24 protein-coding genes and 1 riboswitch are annotated in these 14570 nt (G+C 29.2%); of the genes, 11 read left to right on the top strand and 13 right to left on the bottom strand.

All coding sequences use genetic code 11. From position 1 onward, the window contains the following. Positions 1 to 6: 6 nt before the first annotated feature. From KA894_RS09610 to KA894_RS09585, 6 genes are all read right to left on the bottom strand, one after another. Complete coding sequence (locus tag KA894_RS09610; RefSeq protein ID WP_096810608.1) at positions 7 to 702, bottom strand: methionine ABC transporter permease; 696 nt, start codon at positions 700 to 702, stop codon at positions 7 to 9. Then, the gene (locus KA894_RS09605; protein ID WP_119488027.1) at positions 695 to 1720 is read right to left on the bottom strand and encodes a methionine ABC transporter ATP-binding protein; all 1026 of its coding nucleotides are present in this window, start codon (positions 1718 to 1720) and stop codon (positions 695 to 697) included. The genes KA894_RS09610 and KA894_RS09605 overlap by 8 nt, the downstream gene beginning before the upstream one ends. An 83-nt stretch (positions 1721 to 1803) precedes the next feature. Beyond that, positions 1804 to 1909: riboswitch (SAM riboswitch) on the bottom strand. 53 nt (positions 1910 to 1962) lie between these two features. After that, the gene (locus tag KA894_RS09600; protein WP_103373565.1) at positions 1963 to 2262 is read right to left on the bottom strand and encodes a thioredoxin family protein; all 300 of its coding nucleotides are present in this window, start codon (positions 2260 to 2262) and stop codon (positions 1963 to 1965) included. After that, positions 2259 to 2651, bottom strand: coding sequence for a toprim domain-containing protein (locus KA894_RS09595; protein ID WP_096823905.1), 393 nt, complete (start codon positions 2649 to 2651; stop codon positions 2259 to 2261). The genes KA894_RS09600 and KA894_RS09595 overlap by 4 nt, the downstream gene beginning before the upstream one ends. Positions 2652 to 2931: 280 nt before the next feature. Then, on the bottom strand, positions 2932 to 3312 hold the full coding sequence (gene gcvH, locus KA894_RS09590; RefSeq protein WP_096810612.1) for a glycine cleavage system protein GcvH: 381 nt from the start codon (positions 3310 to 3312) through the stop codon (positions 2932 to 2934). Between the two features lie 180 nt (positions 3313 to 3492). Beyond that, positions 3493 to 3846: an arsenate reductase family protein gene (locus KA894_RS09585; protein WP_119488026.1), complete on the bottom strand. Its 354-nt coding sequence runs from the start codon at positions 3844 to 3846 to the stop codon at positions 3493 to 3495. A gap of 142 nt (positions 3847 to 3988) precedes the next feature. Between KA894_RS09585 and KA894_RS09580 the strand changes: the two genes are divergently transcribed. Continuing rightward, entirely contained in the window at positions 3989 to 4309 is a 321-nt protein-coding gene (locus KA894_RS09580) for a thioredoxin family protein (protein ID WP_115342337.1), read from the top strand. A 256-nt stretch (positions 4310 to 4565) separates the two neighbouring features. On the opposite strand, the gene KA894_RS09575 is transcribed toward KA894_RS09580, so the two are convergent. Both KA894_RS09575 and aroD read right to left on the bottom strand, forming a co-directional pair. Next, positions 4566 to 5111, bottom strand: coding sequence for a nitroreductase family protein (locus tag KA894_RS09575; RefSeq protein ID WP_103373566.1), 546 nt, complete (start codon positions 5109 to 5111; stop codon positions 4566 to 4568). Positions 5112 to 5177: 66 nt separating this feature from the next. Then, the gene (aroD, locus tag KA894_RS09570; protein WP_119488025.1) at positions 5178 to 5897 is read right to left on the bottom strand and encodes a type I 3-dehydroquinate dehydratase; all 720 of its coding nucleotides are present in this window, start codon (positions 5895 to 5897) and stop codon (positions 5178 to 5180) included. 175 nt (positions 5898 to 6072) lie between these two features. On the opposite strand from aroD, the gene KA894_RS09565 reads away from it, so the two are divergent. The 4 genes from KA894_RS09565 (at position 6073) to KA894_RS09550 (ending at position 8530) form a co-directional block, all read left to right on the top strand. Then, positions 6073 to 6498: an organic hydroperoxide resistance protein gene (locus tag KA894_RS09565; RefSeq protein ID WP_096810617.1), complete on the top strand. Its 426-nt coding sequence runs from the start codon at positions 6073 to 6075 to the stop codon at positions 6496 to 6498. Between the two features lie 475 nt (positions 6499 to 6973). Further along, positions 6974 to 7510, top strand: a complete 537-nt coding sequence (locus KA894_RS09560; protein ID WP_115342339.1) for a GNAT family N-acetyltransferase — start codon at positions 6974 to 6976, stop codon at positions 7508 to 7510. Positions 7511 to 7706: 196 nt separating this feature from the next. Continuing rightward, positions 7707 to 7973, top strand: a complete 267-nt coding sequence (locus tag KA894_RS09555) for a hypothetical protein (RefSeq protein WP_096810619.1) — start codon at positions 7707 to 7709, stop codon at positions 7971 to 7973. Positions 7974 to 8296: 323 nt separating this feature from the next. Next, on the top strand, positions 8297 to 8530 hold the full coding sequence (locus KA894_RS09550) for a hypothetical protein (RefSeq protein WP_096810620.1): 234 nt from the start codon (positions 8297 to 8299) through the stop codon (positions 8528 to 8530). A gap of 11 nt (positions 8531 to 8541) precedes the next feature. On the opposite strand, the gene KA894_RS09545 is transcribed toward KA894_RS09550, so the two are convergent. The 3 genes from KA894_RS09545 to KA894_RS09535 form a co-directional block, all read right to left on the bottom strand. Then, the gene (locus KA894_RS09545) at positions 8542 to 8757 is read right to left on the bottom strand and encodes a sterile alpha motif-like domain-containing protein (RefSeq protein WP_096810621.1); all 216 of its coding nucleotides are present in this window, start codon (positions 8755 to 8757) and stop codon (positions 8542 to 8544) included. Positions 8758 to 9342: 585 nt separating this feature from the next. After that, the gene (locus KA894_RS09540) at positions 9343 to 9549 is read right to left on the bottom strand and encodes a TM2 domain-containing protein (RefSeq protein ID WP_096810622.1); all 207 of its coding nucleotides are present in this window, start codon (positions 9547 to 9549) and stop codon (positions 9343 to 9345) included. 166 nt (positions 9550 to 9715) lie between these two features. After that, positions 9716 to 10207: a hypothetical protein gene (locus tag KA894_RS09535; RefSeq protein ID WP_207572460.1), complete on the bottom strand. Its 492-nt coding sequence runs from the start codon at positions 10205 to 10207 to the stop codon at positions 9716 to 9718. A 227-nt stretch (positions 10208 to 10434) separates the two neighbouring features. Here KA894_RS09535 and tsaT point away from each other — a divergent pair, with 227 nt between their 5' ends. Next, complete coding sequence (gene tsaT, locus KA894_RS09530; RefSeq protein WP_096810624.1) at positions 10435 to 10617, top strand: type II toxin-antitoxin system toxin TsaT; 183 nt, start codon at positions 10435 to 10437, stop codon at positions 10615 to 10617. Positions 10618 to 10826: 209 nt separating this feature from the next. On the opposite strand, the gene KA894_RS09525 is transcribed toward tsaT, so the two are convergent. Further along, complete coding sequence (locus KA894_RS09525; protein ID WP_096810625.1) at positions 10827 to 11036, bottom strand: hypothetical protein; 210 nt, start codon at positions 11034 to 11036, stop codon at positions 10827 to 10829. A 174-nt stretch (positions 11037 to 11210) separates the two neighbouring features. On the opposite strand from KA894_RS09525, the gene KA894_RS09520 reads away from it, so the two are divergent. The 4 genes from KA894_RS09520 to KA894_RS09510 all read left to right on the top strand — a co-directional run bounded on the left by KA894_RS09520 (position 11211) and on the right by KA894_RS09510 (position 13326). Continuing rightward, a complete protein-coding gene (locus KA894_RS09520) occupies positions 11211 to 11459 on the top strand; it encodes a hypothetical protein (RefSeq protein ID WP_096810626.1) in 249 nt (82 codons plus the stop codon). A gap of 126 nt (positions 11460 to 11585) precedes the next feature. Then, positions 11586 to 11720: a hypothetical protein gene (locus KA894_RS14795; RefSeq protein ID WP_255201748.1), complete on the top strand. Its 135-nt coding sequence runs from the start codon at positions 11586 to 11588 to the stop codon at positions 11718 to 11720. 298 nt (positions 11721 to 12018) lie between these two features. Then, positions 12019 to 12981, top strand: coding sequence for an arsenic resistance protein (locus KA894_RS09515; protein ID WP_119488178.1), 963 nt, complete (start codon positions 12019 to 12021; stop codon positions 12979 to 12981). Between the two features lie 168 nt (positions 12982 to 13149). Next, on the top strand, positions 13150 to 13326 hold the full coding sequence (locus KA894_RS09510; protein ID WP_170006885.1) for a hypothetical protein: 177 nt from the start codon (positions 13150 to 13152) through the stop codon (positions 13324 to 13326). A 113-nt stretch (positions 13327 to 13439) separates the two neighbouring features. On the opposite strand, the gene KA894_RS09505 is transcribed toward KA894_RS09510, so the two are convergent. Further along, entirely contained in the window at positions 13440 to 13679 is a 240-nt protein-coding gene (locus tag KA894_RS09505; protein WP_232164691.1) for a hypothetical protein, read from the bottom strand. Positions 13680 to 14092: 413 nt separating this feature from the next. Between KA894_RS09505 and vraX the strand changes: the two genes are divergently transcribed. After that, positions 14093 to 14257 (top strand): C1q-binding complement inhibitor VraX, encoded by a 165-nt coding sequence (gene vraX, locus KA894_RS09500; protein ID WP_158266109.1) that lies wholly within the window; start codon positions 14093 to 14095, stop codon positions 14255 to 14257. The last annotated feature ends 313 nt before the right edge of the window (positions 14258 to 14570 follow it).

Raw genomic sequence — 14570 nt, 5'->3', positions numbered from 1 at the left:
TTAAACTTAGCGTTTATCTATTTTGTTAGTCATTTTATCTCCAATAAATTGAATGATAAATACTATAATTAGAATTAAAATTGTCGAAACAAAAATGACATCATTTTGATTTCTTGTAAATCCGGTTAAGTAAGCTAAATTACCTAAACCACCAGCCCCAATGACGCCAGCTACTGCAGTAGAACCTACTAAAGCAATAGCAGTCACAGTAATACCAGAAATTAATGCTGGCATCGCTTCTGGTAAAAGTACTTTTCTAACTACTGTCCAAGTTGTGGCTCCCATTGACCAAGCTGCTTCAATAACACCTTTATCAATTTCTTTAAAAGCAATTTCTACTAATCTTGCATAGAAAGGTGCAGCACTGATAATTAATGCTGGTAAAGCACCTGTTGGGCCACTAATAGTTCCTAATAGTAAACTTGTAAATGGTATCAATAATAAAATTAAGATAATAAATGGTATCGCTCTGAATAAATTAACGATGAATGATACAACACTGTAAAAAATTCTAGCTACAGGTGATTTACTTTTAGCAGACAAGAATAAAAGAACGCCTAGTATCAAACCTAAAACAAATGCAAACACTGTAGCTATCAGTGTCATATAAATCGTTTCATATGTAGCTATCCAAACTTCATCCCAACTTACATTAGGCATTGTAATCATTTCCTGTAGAATCTCGCTAAATGAATTACCCATGCTTTAACACCTCCACAGAAACATGTTGCGCCTCTAAATCATTTTTGAACTTTTCAAATTTTTCAGAATCTACGTCTAATAAATGTAAGACTAAAAAGCCTAGTGAACCATCTTTGGTATGTTTAATATTTGCTTCAAGTATATTGACATCAATATTATGTGTCTTTGTTATGTATGACACGATAGGCTCAGTCGTATTATTTCCAGTAAAGTTCAAACGTACTACTGATGAACTTTCATCCATATCAACTAATTCAAACAGTGATTCATCAAATTCATCATTTAAGTCTTCTTTAACAAACCGTTTTGTTACTTCATGTTGAGGTTTTTCAAAGACAGTCGAAACTTGACCTTGCTCAATGACACGGCCGTTTTCCATCACTGCCACTTCATCACATATACGTCTTATCACTTGCATTTCATGGGTGATAATAACAATTGTTAAATTTCTTTCTTCTTTAATTTTTAATAATAATTCTAAAATCTCATCAGTTGTTTGAGGATCTAATGCACTTGTAGCTTCATCACAAAGTAAAACATTAGGTTCATTTGCTAAAGCGCGGGCGATACCTACACGTTGCTTCTGTCCCCCTGACAATTCTGAGGGATAGGCATTTTCTCTACCTTTTAGTCCTACAAGCTCTACTAACTCCAATGCACGTCGTTTCGCTTCACTACGCGATACGCCTGCGATTTCTAATGGAAAAGTAATATTATTCAAAACATTACGTGACCACAATAGATTAAAATGTTGAAAAATCATACTCACTTTTTGACGTTTTTTTCTTAATTCTGATTTCGATAATTTCCCAATTGTATCTCCACCAATTACAACGTCACCTGAAGTCGGTTGTTCAAGGTTGTTTAAAAGTCTAATCAAAGTACTTTTACCTGCACCCGAAAAGCCAACTACACCGAAAATTGAGCCTGATTGAATACTTAAATCAACATGATCTACAGCTAACACATCGTGTTTTTTCGTTTTATATCTTTTAACGATTTGATTTAATTCAATCATTGTTGTTGCCTCCTTGTATTGCTCATTCAATTAAAAAAATGCTTTCTCTTATTGTCGAAGAATAGAGAAAGCATAACCCGCTTCTCTCATCTTCTAAAGTTTGATAACTTTATGTGAATTGGCACCATTTCTATTAAAGACGGTTGCCGGGCTTCGTAGGGCACATCCCTCCACCTCTCGTGATAAGAGTTCATTATTTAATTATCCATAATCCTACCATTGCACTATAGTTTCGTCAATGATTATTTTAAATTTTCTAACAAATAAGGAACCGATTGAAACGCATAAATCCTTTTTTGTTCTTCCCCTTTAGACATAAGCATAAGAATAGGAACTGATTGTATTTCATATGCTTGACTAAAGTCAGGATGCAAATTTAAATCTAACTTAGTAATTGGTAATTCTAACATTTCATTAGCAATATCTAACATTCGTTCTGACACCTTACATGTGCCACATGTCGGTGTGTAACCAAATATAAGATATTTATCTTTATCTACGTGTTCTTGTACATCAACACGTGGTTCACGCTTTACATTCATGTTAATAAACTAACCCTTTCAGCAATATAATCTAACTTTGCTTTCGCAACTTTTTCTTCATCTTTAACTAAAAATCCATGTTTTGCTAACACTTTGGATAAATATGGCTTAGGACATCTCGCAACCTCACCGTATTGTTTATCTATGTGAATATGTTTACTTTCACTTAAATATTTTTTAAACCATTTACGTATCTTTTCACCTTCATTATCTGCGTCTGCAAGAATATAGACTTGCTTATCATATAATGATTCGATCATCTCATCTAACTTATCAACACTCATTGTGCCGTTAGTACAAATGATTTCGATTGGCTGATCAATAACTTGCTTTACCCGTTTTTTGTCTGATTTTCCTTCGACAATAATAACTTGGTTTAGTATCGTCATGACATCCACCCTCTAATGTGATAGTAAATTCATTTATATTTAGTTCTACACCCTATTTAGCTAGCATAAACATTCATAATCGTTTCTTACATTATCTTATTATTGAACCTTTCATTTGTCATCTTATACGTTCTATAGCAATCCAAATAACTTGTAGCCACTTTTTAAATAAATACATCAAAATAAATGGATTGTTTTGAATAATAAATAATAATTTTTTCTGAATTTGGGTAAAATAAAAACTCCATGATAAGAGATATCGTGGAGTTTAATCGCAATGTTATTCACCAATCATTTCTGAATATTGATCAGCTGACATTAATTCGTCTAATTGACTTTCATCATTTAATTCGACTTTAACCATCCATGCTTTTTCGTATGGTGATTCATTAACAAATTCAGGACTATCTTCTAATTCATCATTTGTTTCTACAACTTTACCTGAAACAGGTGCATAAAGTTCAGAAACTGTTTTAACTGATTCAACACTACCGAAAGATTCGCCCTCCTCGATATCATCATCAGTTTCAGGTAATTCAACGAATACGATATCTCCTAATTCACTTTGTGCATATTCAGTAATACCAATAGTTACTGTATTTCCTTCAATTTTTACCCATTCGTGTTCTTTAGAATATTTTAATTCACTTGGTACTGCCACGAGAATCCCCTCCTAAATGTTTTTACATATTAATGATGCCATATGAAAGGCTTACAATCAACTATTTAAGCGCTTTTATAAGGCAACTCGTATTTTTTATCGCAGTAAATAAAACAATCTCAATAAATGTTTATCTATTTTTTAAATAGCATAAAATTATATTTCAAGGATAATATGTGTTTATATCCAAGTTGTTTTATATTGATCTTCTTTAAAGCCTACAGTTGCTTTGTTCCCTAATACAGCTAAGGGTCTTTTTACTAACATACCGTTAGAAGATAATAAATCTAATTTTTCCTCATCAGATAGATCTTTAAGTTTATCTTTAAGACCTAATTCTCGATATTTGGCACCGTGTGTATTAAAAAGTTTGTTGATATCAATGCCGGTAGCATCAATAATTTCTTTAAACTCTTTTTTAGTAGGTGTATGCTGCACAATATCAATGGGTTCATAACTGACCCCATATTCTTGTAAAAATTTGGCAGCTTTTTTACAAGTCGTACAATTAGGATACTGGTAAAATTTTATCATTATTCTGTACCTCCTATGTATAGTTAACACTAATATAACAAAATTATGACAAAAACGCTCTAATTATTAAGCTGATTTTTTTAATAACAGGAAATTGTCCGTTATAATGTTATTATTAATATCTTTAAAAAGGAGCATAATTATGGAACCAATTAGTACTAACGACCAATTTAAAACTACGATACAAAGTGACAACCCAGTCATTGTTAAATTCGAAGCGGGATGGTGCCCGGATTGTAAAGCAATGGACATGTGGATTGATCCAATTGTAGAAAAATACAACAATTATAACTGGTATACAGTAAACCGTGATGAATTAGAAGATGCTGCTGCAGATAACGATGTTATGGGCATCCCTAGCCTTTTAGTTTTCAAAAATGGGGAAAAATTAGCGCACTTACATTCAGCTAATGCTAAATCGCCAGAACAAGTTGAATCATTCTTAGCTGAAACTTTTGAATAAGCAATGATTTAAGGCGATGTCAGATTTAGATTCCCATCAATTAATAGATTAAACTTATCATTTAAGATAAGTAACTAAATACTTAACGCTAGCACCGTAAACCCGATATTGTTTTAGTCATACTTAATAGGACAGCATAAATTAGCAACTTCTACTTTATGTTGTCTTATTTTTTGTATAAAAATAAAGGAGCAGAACAGAAACCAAGTTTTTCTGTCTGCCCCGTGGTAAACACATAGTTTATTGATTAGTCAGTTTAAAATGTTTCAATGGTTTGGCTCTGTTGACGTTCTCTATGTGGCATTTTTTCTAAATCTTTAAGATCAGTTAAATATAATAGACCTACCAATTGCTCATCATCTTGTACACCGAAAATGCTGCGTATTTCAGGATTGAATATATATGCTGGTGTCTTCCAGCAAGTGCCTATGCCAGCTTCATATAGTAATAACATTAGGTTTTGTGCAAATGCACCAAAAGCCATATGGTTCTCTAAATTTTCTTTTTGTCTTGGGTCTTCTTTCACGATTAAAGCAAGCATTCCACCGAGATTTGTTGCCACTTTATAATGGTCTTCTTGCTTTTTCTTTATATTGGGGAAAGCAATCTCAGTTAATTGTTTACTCATATCTCCCAATCTATTTTTAGCGATATGAACCACTCTCCATGGTGCTCTCAAACCATGATTTGGTGCATCTGTAGCACGTTGTATTGCTTCATATAGAGCATGATCATCTATATTCATATCTCTTCTAAATGCTTTTATACTTCTACGTTGTGCTATAGCATCTTGTAGTTCCATCTGATATCGTCCTTTCATTATTGATAACTATTTTCAATTATAATCTACGAACGATTCGTTTTCAAACTACTCGTACATTTTTAATTGACACTTCAACGTTTCAACATGAATTTGTCCAGGCGCTTTTGGTTGGTCTAAACAACCATATGACACCGCGCCACCAAATAAGCCTTGCGCTGTTCTTGATATCATACCTAATTTGGACATTGCAATGCCGATGACTTGTTGTGGCACTGAGTCTACTGTTTCCGATAAAGTTGACAACAGGTTCAACACATCTTGCTTGCCATGTGGCATAACCGCTACTTTTAAATAATCTGGATTCATTTGATGCATTTTATAATACAAATGTTTTAGTGATTCCAATGAAGGTGTTTTTTGAAAATCGTGATAAGACAATATACTTTCAACGTCATTTTTACGCGCCAAATCGATTAAGTTACGCATATATTGAAGTTTTTGATTTTTTTCAAATTCAACATCTATCATATCCACATGGTCTAAAATTATAATTTCTTTTAATAATGCTACATACGCATCTAATGATAAATCTCCTTTGCCTCCTTGTGATTGTTTACGATAAGTAACTAGGAATTTTTTATTTAAATTTAAATTATATAATTTATCTATAACTTTAGCTATCTGTTTTACGTTTGGTGTAAGCCATTGATCAATTCTCACTTCTATAATATCGAAAGATGCTTGATATTTAATTAAATCATTGATGATACATTGTGGTATATCATTTTCAGGTTCTATTGTTACCGCAATTTTGACTTCAGACATTTAAAAACTTCCTTTTTTAGTGATAATTAAAATTATTGTATAACAATACTCAGTAGTAACACAATCTTAAGCATGGTTCGCTTAAATAAATCACACAAATCATTTTGATTTATATATGATTTAAATTTTATTTTACGGGTATAACCTATATAGAAGTAATTTAGGAGGTAATATAATGGCAGTAAACTATGAAACAAAAGCAACTAATACAGGTGGCCGTAACGGTCACGTTCAAACAGATGATAAAGCAATTGATGTAGCAGTTATTCCTCCAGCACAAGCTGATGCTGAAAAAGGAACAAACCCTGAACAGTTATTCGCAGCAGGTTATGCGTCATGCTTTAATGGGGCATTTGATTTAATTCTCAAACAAAATAAGGTGAGAGATGCTGAACCTGAAGTCACTTTAACAGTTCGTTTAGAAGACGATCCAAATGCAGAAAGCCCTCAATTAAGCGTATCTATTGATGCGAAAGTCAAAAACGTATTATCTCAAGAAGATGCTGAAAAATACTTACAGGATGCACATGAATTCTGTCCATATTCAAAAGCAACTCGTGGCAACATTGACGTAGATTTAAACGTACAAGTTGTTGAATAAAAAATAATTATATCCCCCAAATTCTGTTTAGAATTTGGGGGTTTTATTTATTTAAGATTGCAAAATGCTTAAGTCATGATGTCTTTTGAATACTTCGCTTTCTAATTTACAAATCGTCTTCATCTTTACAATTAATACAAATATAGACCATCAATACAACAAAAGAAATCAGGATAAGCAATACTAGAGAAACAATAATAGTTATTAAAGCCCCCACTTACCATGCCTCCACTCAAAATGTATAACTCACTATATTATACCATATTTATCATATGCATTTCTTTTTATTAAAAATAAAATTAATTACAATTATATTCTTAATGATCATACATTTTTTAGTTTATAAATTAAAAATGAAGTAATATCTTAGAAAAATATTAAATATAGTGTTGCTCAATTATTCTTTTTCCCTTAATATTATATTTAATATAGCAGGAAAATTTATAAAAAAAGTATACTTTTTAGGAGGCTTTCAATGTCAAACATACGTTATTTATCAATCGATGACTTAGTAGACTATAAAAAATTATTATTACATGGCATTCATGAAGACCTCGATGTATTTGCTTGGAAATTGCAAAATGAGCGGTGCTTAGCTGAGCTAAATATAGAAAAATTACTTACTTCTGACCCAAACGATAAAGTGGTCATTGGTGCTTTCCAAGAAAGCATATTAATTGGCTCTGTCACACTTATATTTAACCAAACTTATAGTTTGGCACATAAAGCAGTTATTGAAAATATGTGTGTAATGGGTGATAGTCATACATTCAGAGAACAAATTGCTAATCAATTAATGAAATACGTTTTCCAAATTTGTAATGATAAAAATATTGAAATTTTAATGACTTCTCTTATTTCTAACAATATTAGTGGAAAAGTATTTTTAAGTAACTTGAATTTTGAAGTGCTTGCTCTTGAAAAGTATGCTAGAAAATATGGTGAAGATTACGTCGATGAGCATTGGTTAAGTTATTATTTCAACGGTGAAGAGATGAGATTGTTTGATTAAAACTATACTTAATTCTTCTGGTTGTTACAGTTATGATTGCCTCTCTTTTTGTATCATTTATTTAATTAGTAACAGTAAATATAAGTCTGTAGTTAAAAACCACTTGCAATTAAATTGCTAAGCAAATATTATTTTATTAAGTTATTTTTTATCACATTGTGCTTATAAAAGTTTATCTTAGAGAGGGCTGAACAATTTGAAATATACTACAACTTTATTATCTCTGTTCTTGTCATTAGTTACATTACTGACTCCATTATTAGCCGTTAATAAAGTTTTAGAAGGAGAATTACAATTATTAGCTGCTATCCTATTCATTTTAGGTGTGTTTTTAATTAATTTATACGCATGTTTACGTGGCGACCGTATTGCTAATATCTTTGCTATGTTGGTAACTTTATTTTCTTTTGTGCTATTAAGTTATCCATATTGGAAAGTATACGTATTCAATTTTTTCTCATGAAAAATCTAATGATACATAGCGACTTTAGACCAAAAAACAGTTAATTACTATATATTTTAGTAATTAGCTGTTTTTAGTTTTACAAAATTTTAAAATGTAAAAAGTAAGTTAATTACAAAAGGGGGTTAAAAATCAAAGATATAGAAAATGTTATATCTTATGCAATTACAATTTTTTTATGAGTTTATGCACTGAAATCATGATTGCTGTCAATTCCTTTGAGTCGCTTATTAATACGACAATATTTTTCAGATTTACCGTTTTATTTTATTTGGAGTTGGGTAAAACTTACCGTTGGATTTACAATGTTAAGGAGTGTTTTTATGAATCAGCTCAATGAGTGTAAATATATTAATCCTTCAAAAATTTCTCTTGATTGGGAGTGTTTTGTACTCAGTAAAAGTGATATGGAATTGGACGGATTGCCTACCGAATTGATTAATACATGGATGGCACAAAATATTATAAAGCCTTTTTCTATAAGGCATAATGAAGTCAACTTTCGCACTGAAGATATTAAATGGGCTTTAGAAATTCAAAATTGGTACTATGAATAACTGATATAAACTTAATTAACATCTAAATTATTATGATATAAACTTAATGCTCTTTTAGCAGATGTCATAACTTCATTATATGTGTAATTCATTTTGAAGTATGCATATATTTCATGGTAACTCGTTGCATGTTTTGGGAAGTGCTTATCTCTGTTTATAAAATGGGCAAGTTGACCGAGCGGCGTATCATCATTTACAAAGTCAATTATAAAATCATAGAATGTCATCAGCATAACCTCGATTACCTATATTTTAATCGTTACATGTTGTACCATTTTGTGTCTTTTTACCATCATATCAAATAATAATTATTTGTCTATTACATTACATTTTAAATTTTAAAATTAGTCAAATTAATTATTGTTCTCAGGGTATTTGATTTAAATTGTAAATATTGCAAAATTTATGAAATGTACTGTCGAAATAAAAATGGATTTAATAATTATAAGTTTTAACTTTATTAAGCACATTATACTTTCAAAGCTAAAAACAGGTTGAGATACATTAATATCTCAACCTGTTTTTAATTTGGTAATAGCCCACCAGCAAAAAGTAATTGCATTATATTTTCAAATAACTACTTTTTCATTCATCACCTTTTAAAGTATTATCTCTCAATTTATTGCATTAGTGGCTACTTATAAATGAATGAGTGTTAACCCGTGTTATCTCATTCCCTATTCGCTATCACAAAAAAGAGAGCCTATTGGACCTCAAATTGTTGTAAAAAATAAGTTCTAAACACACTGGGACAGTATAACTTAACCAAAAACTAAGATTTTTATCCTGTTCCTATCTTTAGCTATTATTTTTTATACTAAAACGTTACCATTTTGATCTGCAGGTTTAAATAAAGTAATAACCGCACCAATAATTGCTAAAATTTGTGGGATGCCTGTCCAACAAAATACAAGGAATAAAAGACCCATTCCAGTTTTTCTCGCATAAAATTTGTGGATTCCAAAACTACCTAAAAACACTGCTAAAACAATATAAATCACTTTATTCACTTCATTCATAGCATGTATCTCCTTACATATTTGATTTTATTTCATTATACATCGATACAGTGATAAAAATCTAAAATTTTAATACATATTATTTTCATTATGTCTTAAAAAAGGCACTGCTTTTAAAAGTAATCACTTACTATATTTTAACATTTCTTATTTTATACCAAAATTGCTACAAATTACTATATTTCACTTCAAAAAAGGATTTTTCAACTTTCAATAATTCAGTATACTCTTCTGGCATAATTTCGTCACTTAGTTCAATTAATTTATTCAAAATAATTCCAATAAACTTGCCATTTTGTTCTTTATCGCTAAAATATGTTTTAGCTTTTTCAATCATTGGATTTTCTTCTAATAATATGAGTGCCCTTCCATATGCTTTATCTTTTTTCCCACGCTGGAACGCCGATTCCAAATAATTAATAATTTCATCTAATGTGTTAAATGATTCAAATGCTGTTTTGATATGCGCGTCTAATTTACTCGCAATTTCTTTTAATCTTTTATCTTCTTGTTCAATCTTGGGCATTAAGTCATTTCTTACTTCTTTTTTTAAATTTATTATCAATTGTTCTGTTTCTTGAAAATCTGTGCGCTTACTTGCTTTCAAATCGTTGACCGCTTTTTTGGCATTTTCAAAATCTTCTGTTATATTGCTCATAAAAATTCCCCCATTTGTATTCTATCTATAATGTAACTAATAGTCTTTTTCCTTAAATAAATATTTAAAACAAAAGCATAAAGAAAAATTACACTATGGCATATCATTAATAAATGATAAGATAAAATTAATATTAATCTAATTAACTCATCTGTTAATTTTCAAAATATTATTTGAACAACTTATATCCTAGCGTAAAATGAAAACGATAAAGGAGGTGCAGCACTTTGAGTCTACATTTCATGATAATATTTTGGCTCTCATTATTCTTTTTAATTGCTGGCATTATTTCTCTAGTTATTTATAAAGTAAGAGGGACTCAAGAAACAAAAGAATCCCTGCTTGGATTAACTGTTATCTTAATTATTTTTGGTGTTGTTGGTGTACTATTTTCTATTATTTTTAGTTAAAAATTATGCTACTAGCACATAAACTGGCAGCTTAACTTCAAATACGAGTCAAACAGTAGATGACTGAATTGAAAATGCAACCAAACAAGGCTTTTCCAATCCTCATCATCGTCACTTAAGTTTGTTAAATACGTTGAGTTTTTCAACTATCTTTTAAATTTTTGCAAAAATTTAAAATAACGCTTAATTTTTTTAAAATAGCAGTATATTTAGTTTGTAATAAAATGGTAAATCGCCAACAAAATAATAATCAAAATAAAAAAATAGATAAAACGTTTTACTGCTCTTATTTTTTCATGACGTACTTCATCTTTAGAATGATTGATATTTTCATGTAATCGCGTATTTATAAATAAAAATGGCATTGTTGCTAAAAAAGCAAAAATTAATGCTAAAATGATAGATAATATAATATTCATTTTTCCACCTCAAATTTTGAATATGCTTACAACACTTATTCCCTTTCATATGCAATTAATTCAAAAATTTAGTTTAGAAGTGTAGTTTCAAAATTTATATACTTCACTAAAGTTTTAATGAATTGAGCCAGATCTGTACACTATTAATTTGACGCTAACAAAGGAGTGATTATTATGAAACTCACTTATTTACCGAAATGGCAACTAATAAATCAAAGTCAAAAACAATTTATGATTCAAGAAGATACAAAATCAATTTCCCTAGTAAGCCCTATTAATGAATATGCAATGGGTATTTTGAGCCAGGTTTTCTTCACTATAGAAAACGGTGTTGTTGTAAATATTAATATTGAAAATAATAGTAATGAGCTTAAAATAGAAGTTGATGAAGCAGTTTTAACTATTTATATCATTGATCTTTAATTCAAATTTATTCACATTGATTATAGGTATTTAATTCATTTAGTTAAATTCCGGGTATTATCATTATATAATCAAAGTTCTGGTATTTTTTCATGAACTTTAAATTCATATAGGTGAGTGATCATTATGAAGTTTTTTAAAAATTTATTATTAATTGTATCTGGCGTTTTAGTCATTCGTGCATTGCTTTTAAGTATCGATAGTACAAACGAAGAGAAAATAGAGAATAAAGTGAGCGTTCAAGATAAAAAAAGAACATAGTTTTTTGAATCATTTTCTTATAATTCAAAATGATTCAAAGATAGTAGACATCTGATATGTAAACGTAAAATTGCACTTCTTAAGAACTATTTCTAAAAGTGTTACTTCTTAATTTATTAAGTTAGTAATACGTATACACAGGGTTCAGCCTTTATATTTTTCCTAGCTATCCTTATCTGGGCAGAACAACAGAATCATTTGATAAAAATATGATTTCAGTTCTGCTCTTTTTATATAATTTTTCAAATTATATTATTATTAAATACTAATACAATACATAATTTATAGAGAGGTCACTATGCAACACATCAAATCATTTATTGAAAATTATCAAATATATATATATTTTACAGCGGTTATAGGCGGTGTACTCACTGGTTTAATTTCATATTCCTTTGCTAACTTTTTAGAATCTATTGTTTCCGTGTGTATAGGCATACTCATGTTTAGTATGTTTTCTCAAATTCCATTTTTCAAAATTAAACAAAACTTTTTAAATGTAAGGTTTATAATTGCATTATTAATTTCAAATTTCATTGTTATTCCGTTATTTGTTTTTTGTTTAGTACAATTATTTAATATCACAAATACTCCTGTCATTATCGGTTTATATCTTGTACTTTTAACACCTTGTATTGATTACGTTATCGTCTTTACTGCTTTAGGTAAAGGAAATGAGCACTTTATGCTATTTGCCACACCACTCCTGTTTATATTTCAAATTTTATTATTACCTATATATTTCACTTTATTTTTAGATATAGATATTTTTTCACATATGACCATTGTTCCATTTATAAAAGCATTTTCTATGTTTATCATATTGCCTTTGATATTCGCGCTGTTATTACAATTTTTTAGCAGCAAATCTAAAACTAGCAATCAAATATTACAATTAACAGCTTGGCTTCCTGAAATATTCATGTCATTCGTTCTATTTTCTGTAGTAGGATCACAAATAAATAAAATAATTCATAACTTAGATATTGTATTAATAGTAGTACCGATTTATATTTGCTTTTTGATCATTTCTCCTTTTATAGGCGCTCTTTGTGGCAAACTATTTAAATTAGAAGCTGAAGCAAAAAGAACATTAGCATTTAGTTCAAGTACGAGGAACGCACTGGTCGTTCTACCTTTAGCTTTAGTTTTACCAAAAGACTGGGTAACAATTACTACAACAGTTGTTATTACACAAACATTATGTGAATTATTGGGAGAAATTATTTTCATAAAAGCAATACCTAAATTGATTAGATAATACTTTTAACTATTTAAAAGAAGCTAATTATTATCCATTTCACTTTAAATATATTAAAATAATGCTTAATTAACATTTTACACTTTAGTTAATTTGAATAACTTGCTTAATGCTATATAGCTATCTCAGGAAGAGTTGTTAGGGTAATTTAATAATGAGGTGATTAAGATGCAAATTTTGAGAAGTGTATCTGAAAATAATCGAACAACATATCACATTAAAACAGATTTAGGTTTAATTATAAAAGTGACGGCTGGCAATGATTTAACACCAAAAGAAGTAAAAAAACTGTTGATAAATGTAGCAAAAGACATGGATAACAAGCTAAAAAGTAATATTGAGTAAGTTATTTCTTTATGATTTTTGAAAAGAAAACATTTTAAGTGCGTATAAAAAGGAGCGAAAACACGAAATCATTTAATTAATTGTGATTTCTTTTTCGCTCCTTTTTATATTTATTAATTTATAACTACGATAATAAAACCAATGAATAGTACTAGCATTGATAATCTTGGTCTACTTTTACCAAATAAACCACTTAATAATACAAATGCTAAACCAACAATTAATAATTGATTATTAAATGTTGTTATTCCCATTAAGTCACCAATCATCATGATAACGCCGTATATGATAACGATGATTATTACTAAACTACATAAAATTGATAATACATTAAGCAATTTCACAATATACATCCTTTATAAAAAATTATTTACACTATATGCAGTATAAAACAAAAACGCCGCTTCGAAAAGCGGCGCCAATCTCAAAAATATATTCCACACTAAAGTTTGGAGGACTTTTTGTGCTTAGTATTTTATACCCCTCATTATAAATTAAAAACATAAAAAACTAAATTTTCTAAAAAAAATCGCTAAATTAATGTTTAAGGTTTACAGTGTATTAATTTACATATGATTAAGCAAAATAATCAAATAAATTTAATCTTACCATTGGAAAAGAATTAAATAAAAAGTTATCCTATAGTTAAAGTATTAATAACTACAGTTATAAAATGCGACTTTATTCTTCTTTAAAAATAATATTTCTACGCATGTATTATTTTATATAATAGAAAACTTGTTTTTATAAAAAAAAGGGTGATGAGATGAAAATATTGCGTAAAGTTTATAAGGATGAAGAACCTATTTATCATGTCAAAACTGACAAGGGTTCTGTAATTAGAATTAAAGGGTCTGACGAGTTAACGGATGCTGAAACTCAAGAACTATTAACTCTAGTTGCTCAAGATATTGATAAAATGAAAAAATAAATAACCTTCCGTTTATATAATTAGGATGACTATTCAATAAGGGGTTAAATAGTATCAAATTCTTTTTAATTTATCGATTTTAGTAACACAGGCCAATATCATCCATAATATTGAAATATATAAATATTAAAAATATTAGCCAGTTGTTTTATAAAAGTTGAAGTGCAAACTGTCTCAATATGAAATATGTTGTTTGCATTCATCGATTAGACTCAAATTGTTTATATTCAATTTCACAGAACCAATTTTACATTTATAACGAAGTTGTTCTTATTTATGCAAGGGCTTAAGCTCTTGCATTTTTAATTAGGAT

The sequence above is a fragment of the Staphylococcus sp. GDY8P131P genome (assembly GCF_017891975.1).
Taxonomy (GTDB): Bacteria; Bacillota; Bacilli; order Staphylococcales; family Staphylococcaceae; genus Staphylococcus; species Staphylococcus nepalensis.
The sequence above is the reverse complement of the archived record's forward strand: the minus strand, read 5'-3'. Positions and strand labels throughout refer to the sequence as shown.

Coding starts and splice junctions, on each gene's coding strand:
- KA894_RS09515 (WP_119488178.1), top strand. CDS start 12,019: ATGCAACACATCAAATCATTTATTGAAAATTATCAAATATATATATAT.
- KA894_RS09600 (WP_103373565.1), bottom strand. CDS start 2,262: ATGAATGTAAAGCGTGAACCACGTGTTGATGTACAAGAACACGTAGAT.
- KA894_RS09535 (WP_207572460.1), bottom strand. CDS start 10,207: ATGAGCAATATAACAGAAGATTTTGAAAATGCCAAAAAAGCGGTCAAC.
- aroD (WP_119488025.1), bottom strand. CDS start 5,897: ATGTCTGAAGTCAAAATTGCGGTAACAATAGAACCTGAAAATGATATA.
- KA894_RS09575 (WP_103373566.1), bottom strand. CDS start 5,111: ATGGAACTACAAGATGCTATAGCACAACGTAGAAGTATAAAAGCATTT.
- KA894_RS09505 (WP_232164691.1), bottom strand. CDS start 13,679: ATGTATATTGTGAAATTGCTTAATGTATTATCAATTTTATGTAGTTTA.
- KA894_RS09585 (WP_119488026.1), bottom strand. CDS start 3,846: ATGATAAAATTTTACCAGTATCCTAATTGTACGACTTGTAAAAAAGCT.
- KA894_RS09560 (WP_115342339.1), top strand. CDS start 6,974: ATGTCAAACATACGTTATTTATCAATCGATGACTTAGTAGACTATAAA.
- KA894_RS09605 (WP_119488027.1), bottom strand. CDS start 1,720: ATGATTGAATTAAATCAAATCGTTAAAAGATATAAAACGAAAAAACAC.
- KA894_RS09510 (WP_170006885.1), top strand. CDS start 13,150: ATGCAAATTTTGAGAAGTGTATCTGAAAATAATCGAACAACATATCAC.
- vraX (WP_158266109.1), top strand. CDS start 14,093: ATGAAAATATTGCGTAAAGTTTATAAGGATGAAGAACCTATTTATCAT.
- KA894_RS09520 (WP_096810626.1), top strand. CDS start 11,211: ATGAAACTCACTTATTTACCGAAATGGCAACTAATAAATCAAAGTCAA.
- KA894_RS09580 (WP_115342337.1), top strand. CDS start 3,989: ATGGAACCAATTAGTACTAACGACCAATTTAAAACTACGATACAAAGT.
- KA894_RS09540 (WP_096810622.1), bottom strand. CDS start 9,549: ATGAATGAAGTGAATAAAGTGATTTATATTGTTTTAGCAGTGTTTTTA.
- KA894_RS09550 (WP_096810620.1), top strand. CDS start 8,297: ATGAATCAGCTCAATGAGTGTAAATATATTAATCCTTCAAAAATTTCT.
- KA894_RS14795 (WP_255201748.1), top strand. CDS start 11,586: ATGAAGTTTTTTAAAAATTTATTATTAATTGTATCTGGCGTTTTAGTC.
- KA894_RS09595 (WP_096823905.1), bottom strand. CDS start 2,651: ATGACGATACTAAACCAAGTTATTATTGTCGAAGGAAAATCAGACAAA.
- KA894_RS09545 (WP_096810621.1), bottom strand. CDS start 8,757: ATGACATTCTATGATTTTATAATTGACTTTGTAAATGATGATACGCCG.
- KA894_RS09525 (WP_096810625.1), bottom strand. CDS start 11,036: ATGAATATTATATTATCTATCATTTTAGCATTAATTTTTGCTTTTTTA.
- KA894_RS09610 (WP_096810608.1), bottom strand. CDS start 702: ATGGGTAATTCATTTAGCGAGATTCTACAGGAAATGATTACAATGCCT.
- KA894_RS09565 (WP_096810617.1), top strand. CDS start 6,073: ATGGCAGTAAACTATGAAACAAAAGCAACTAATACAGGTGGCCGTAAC.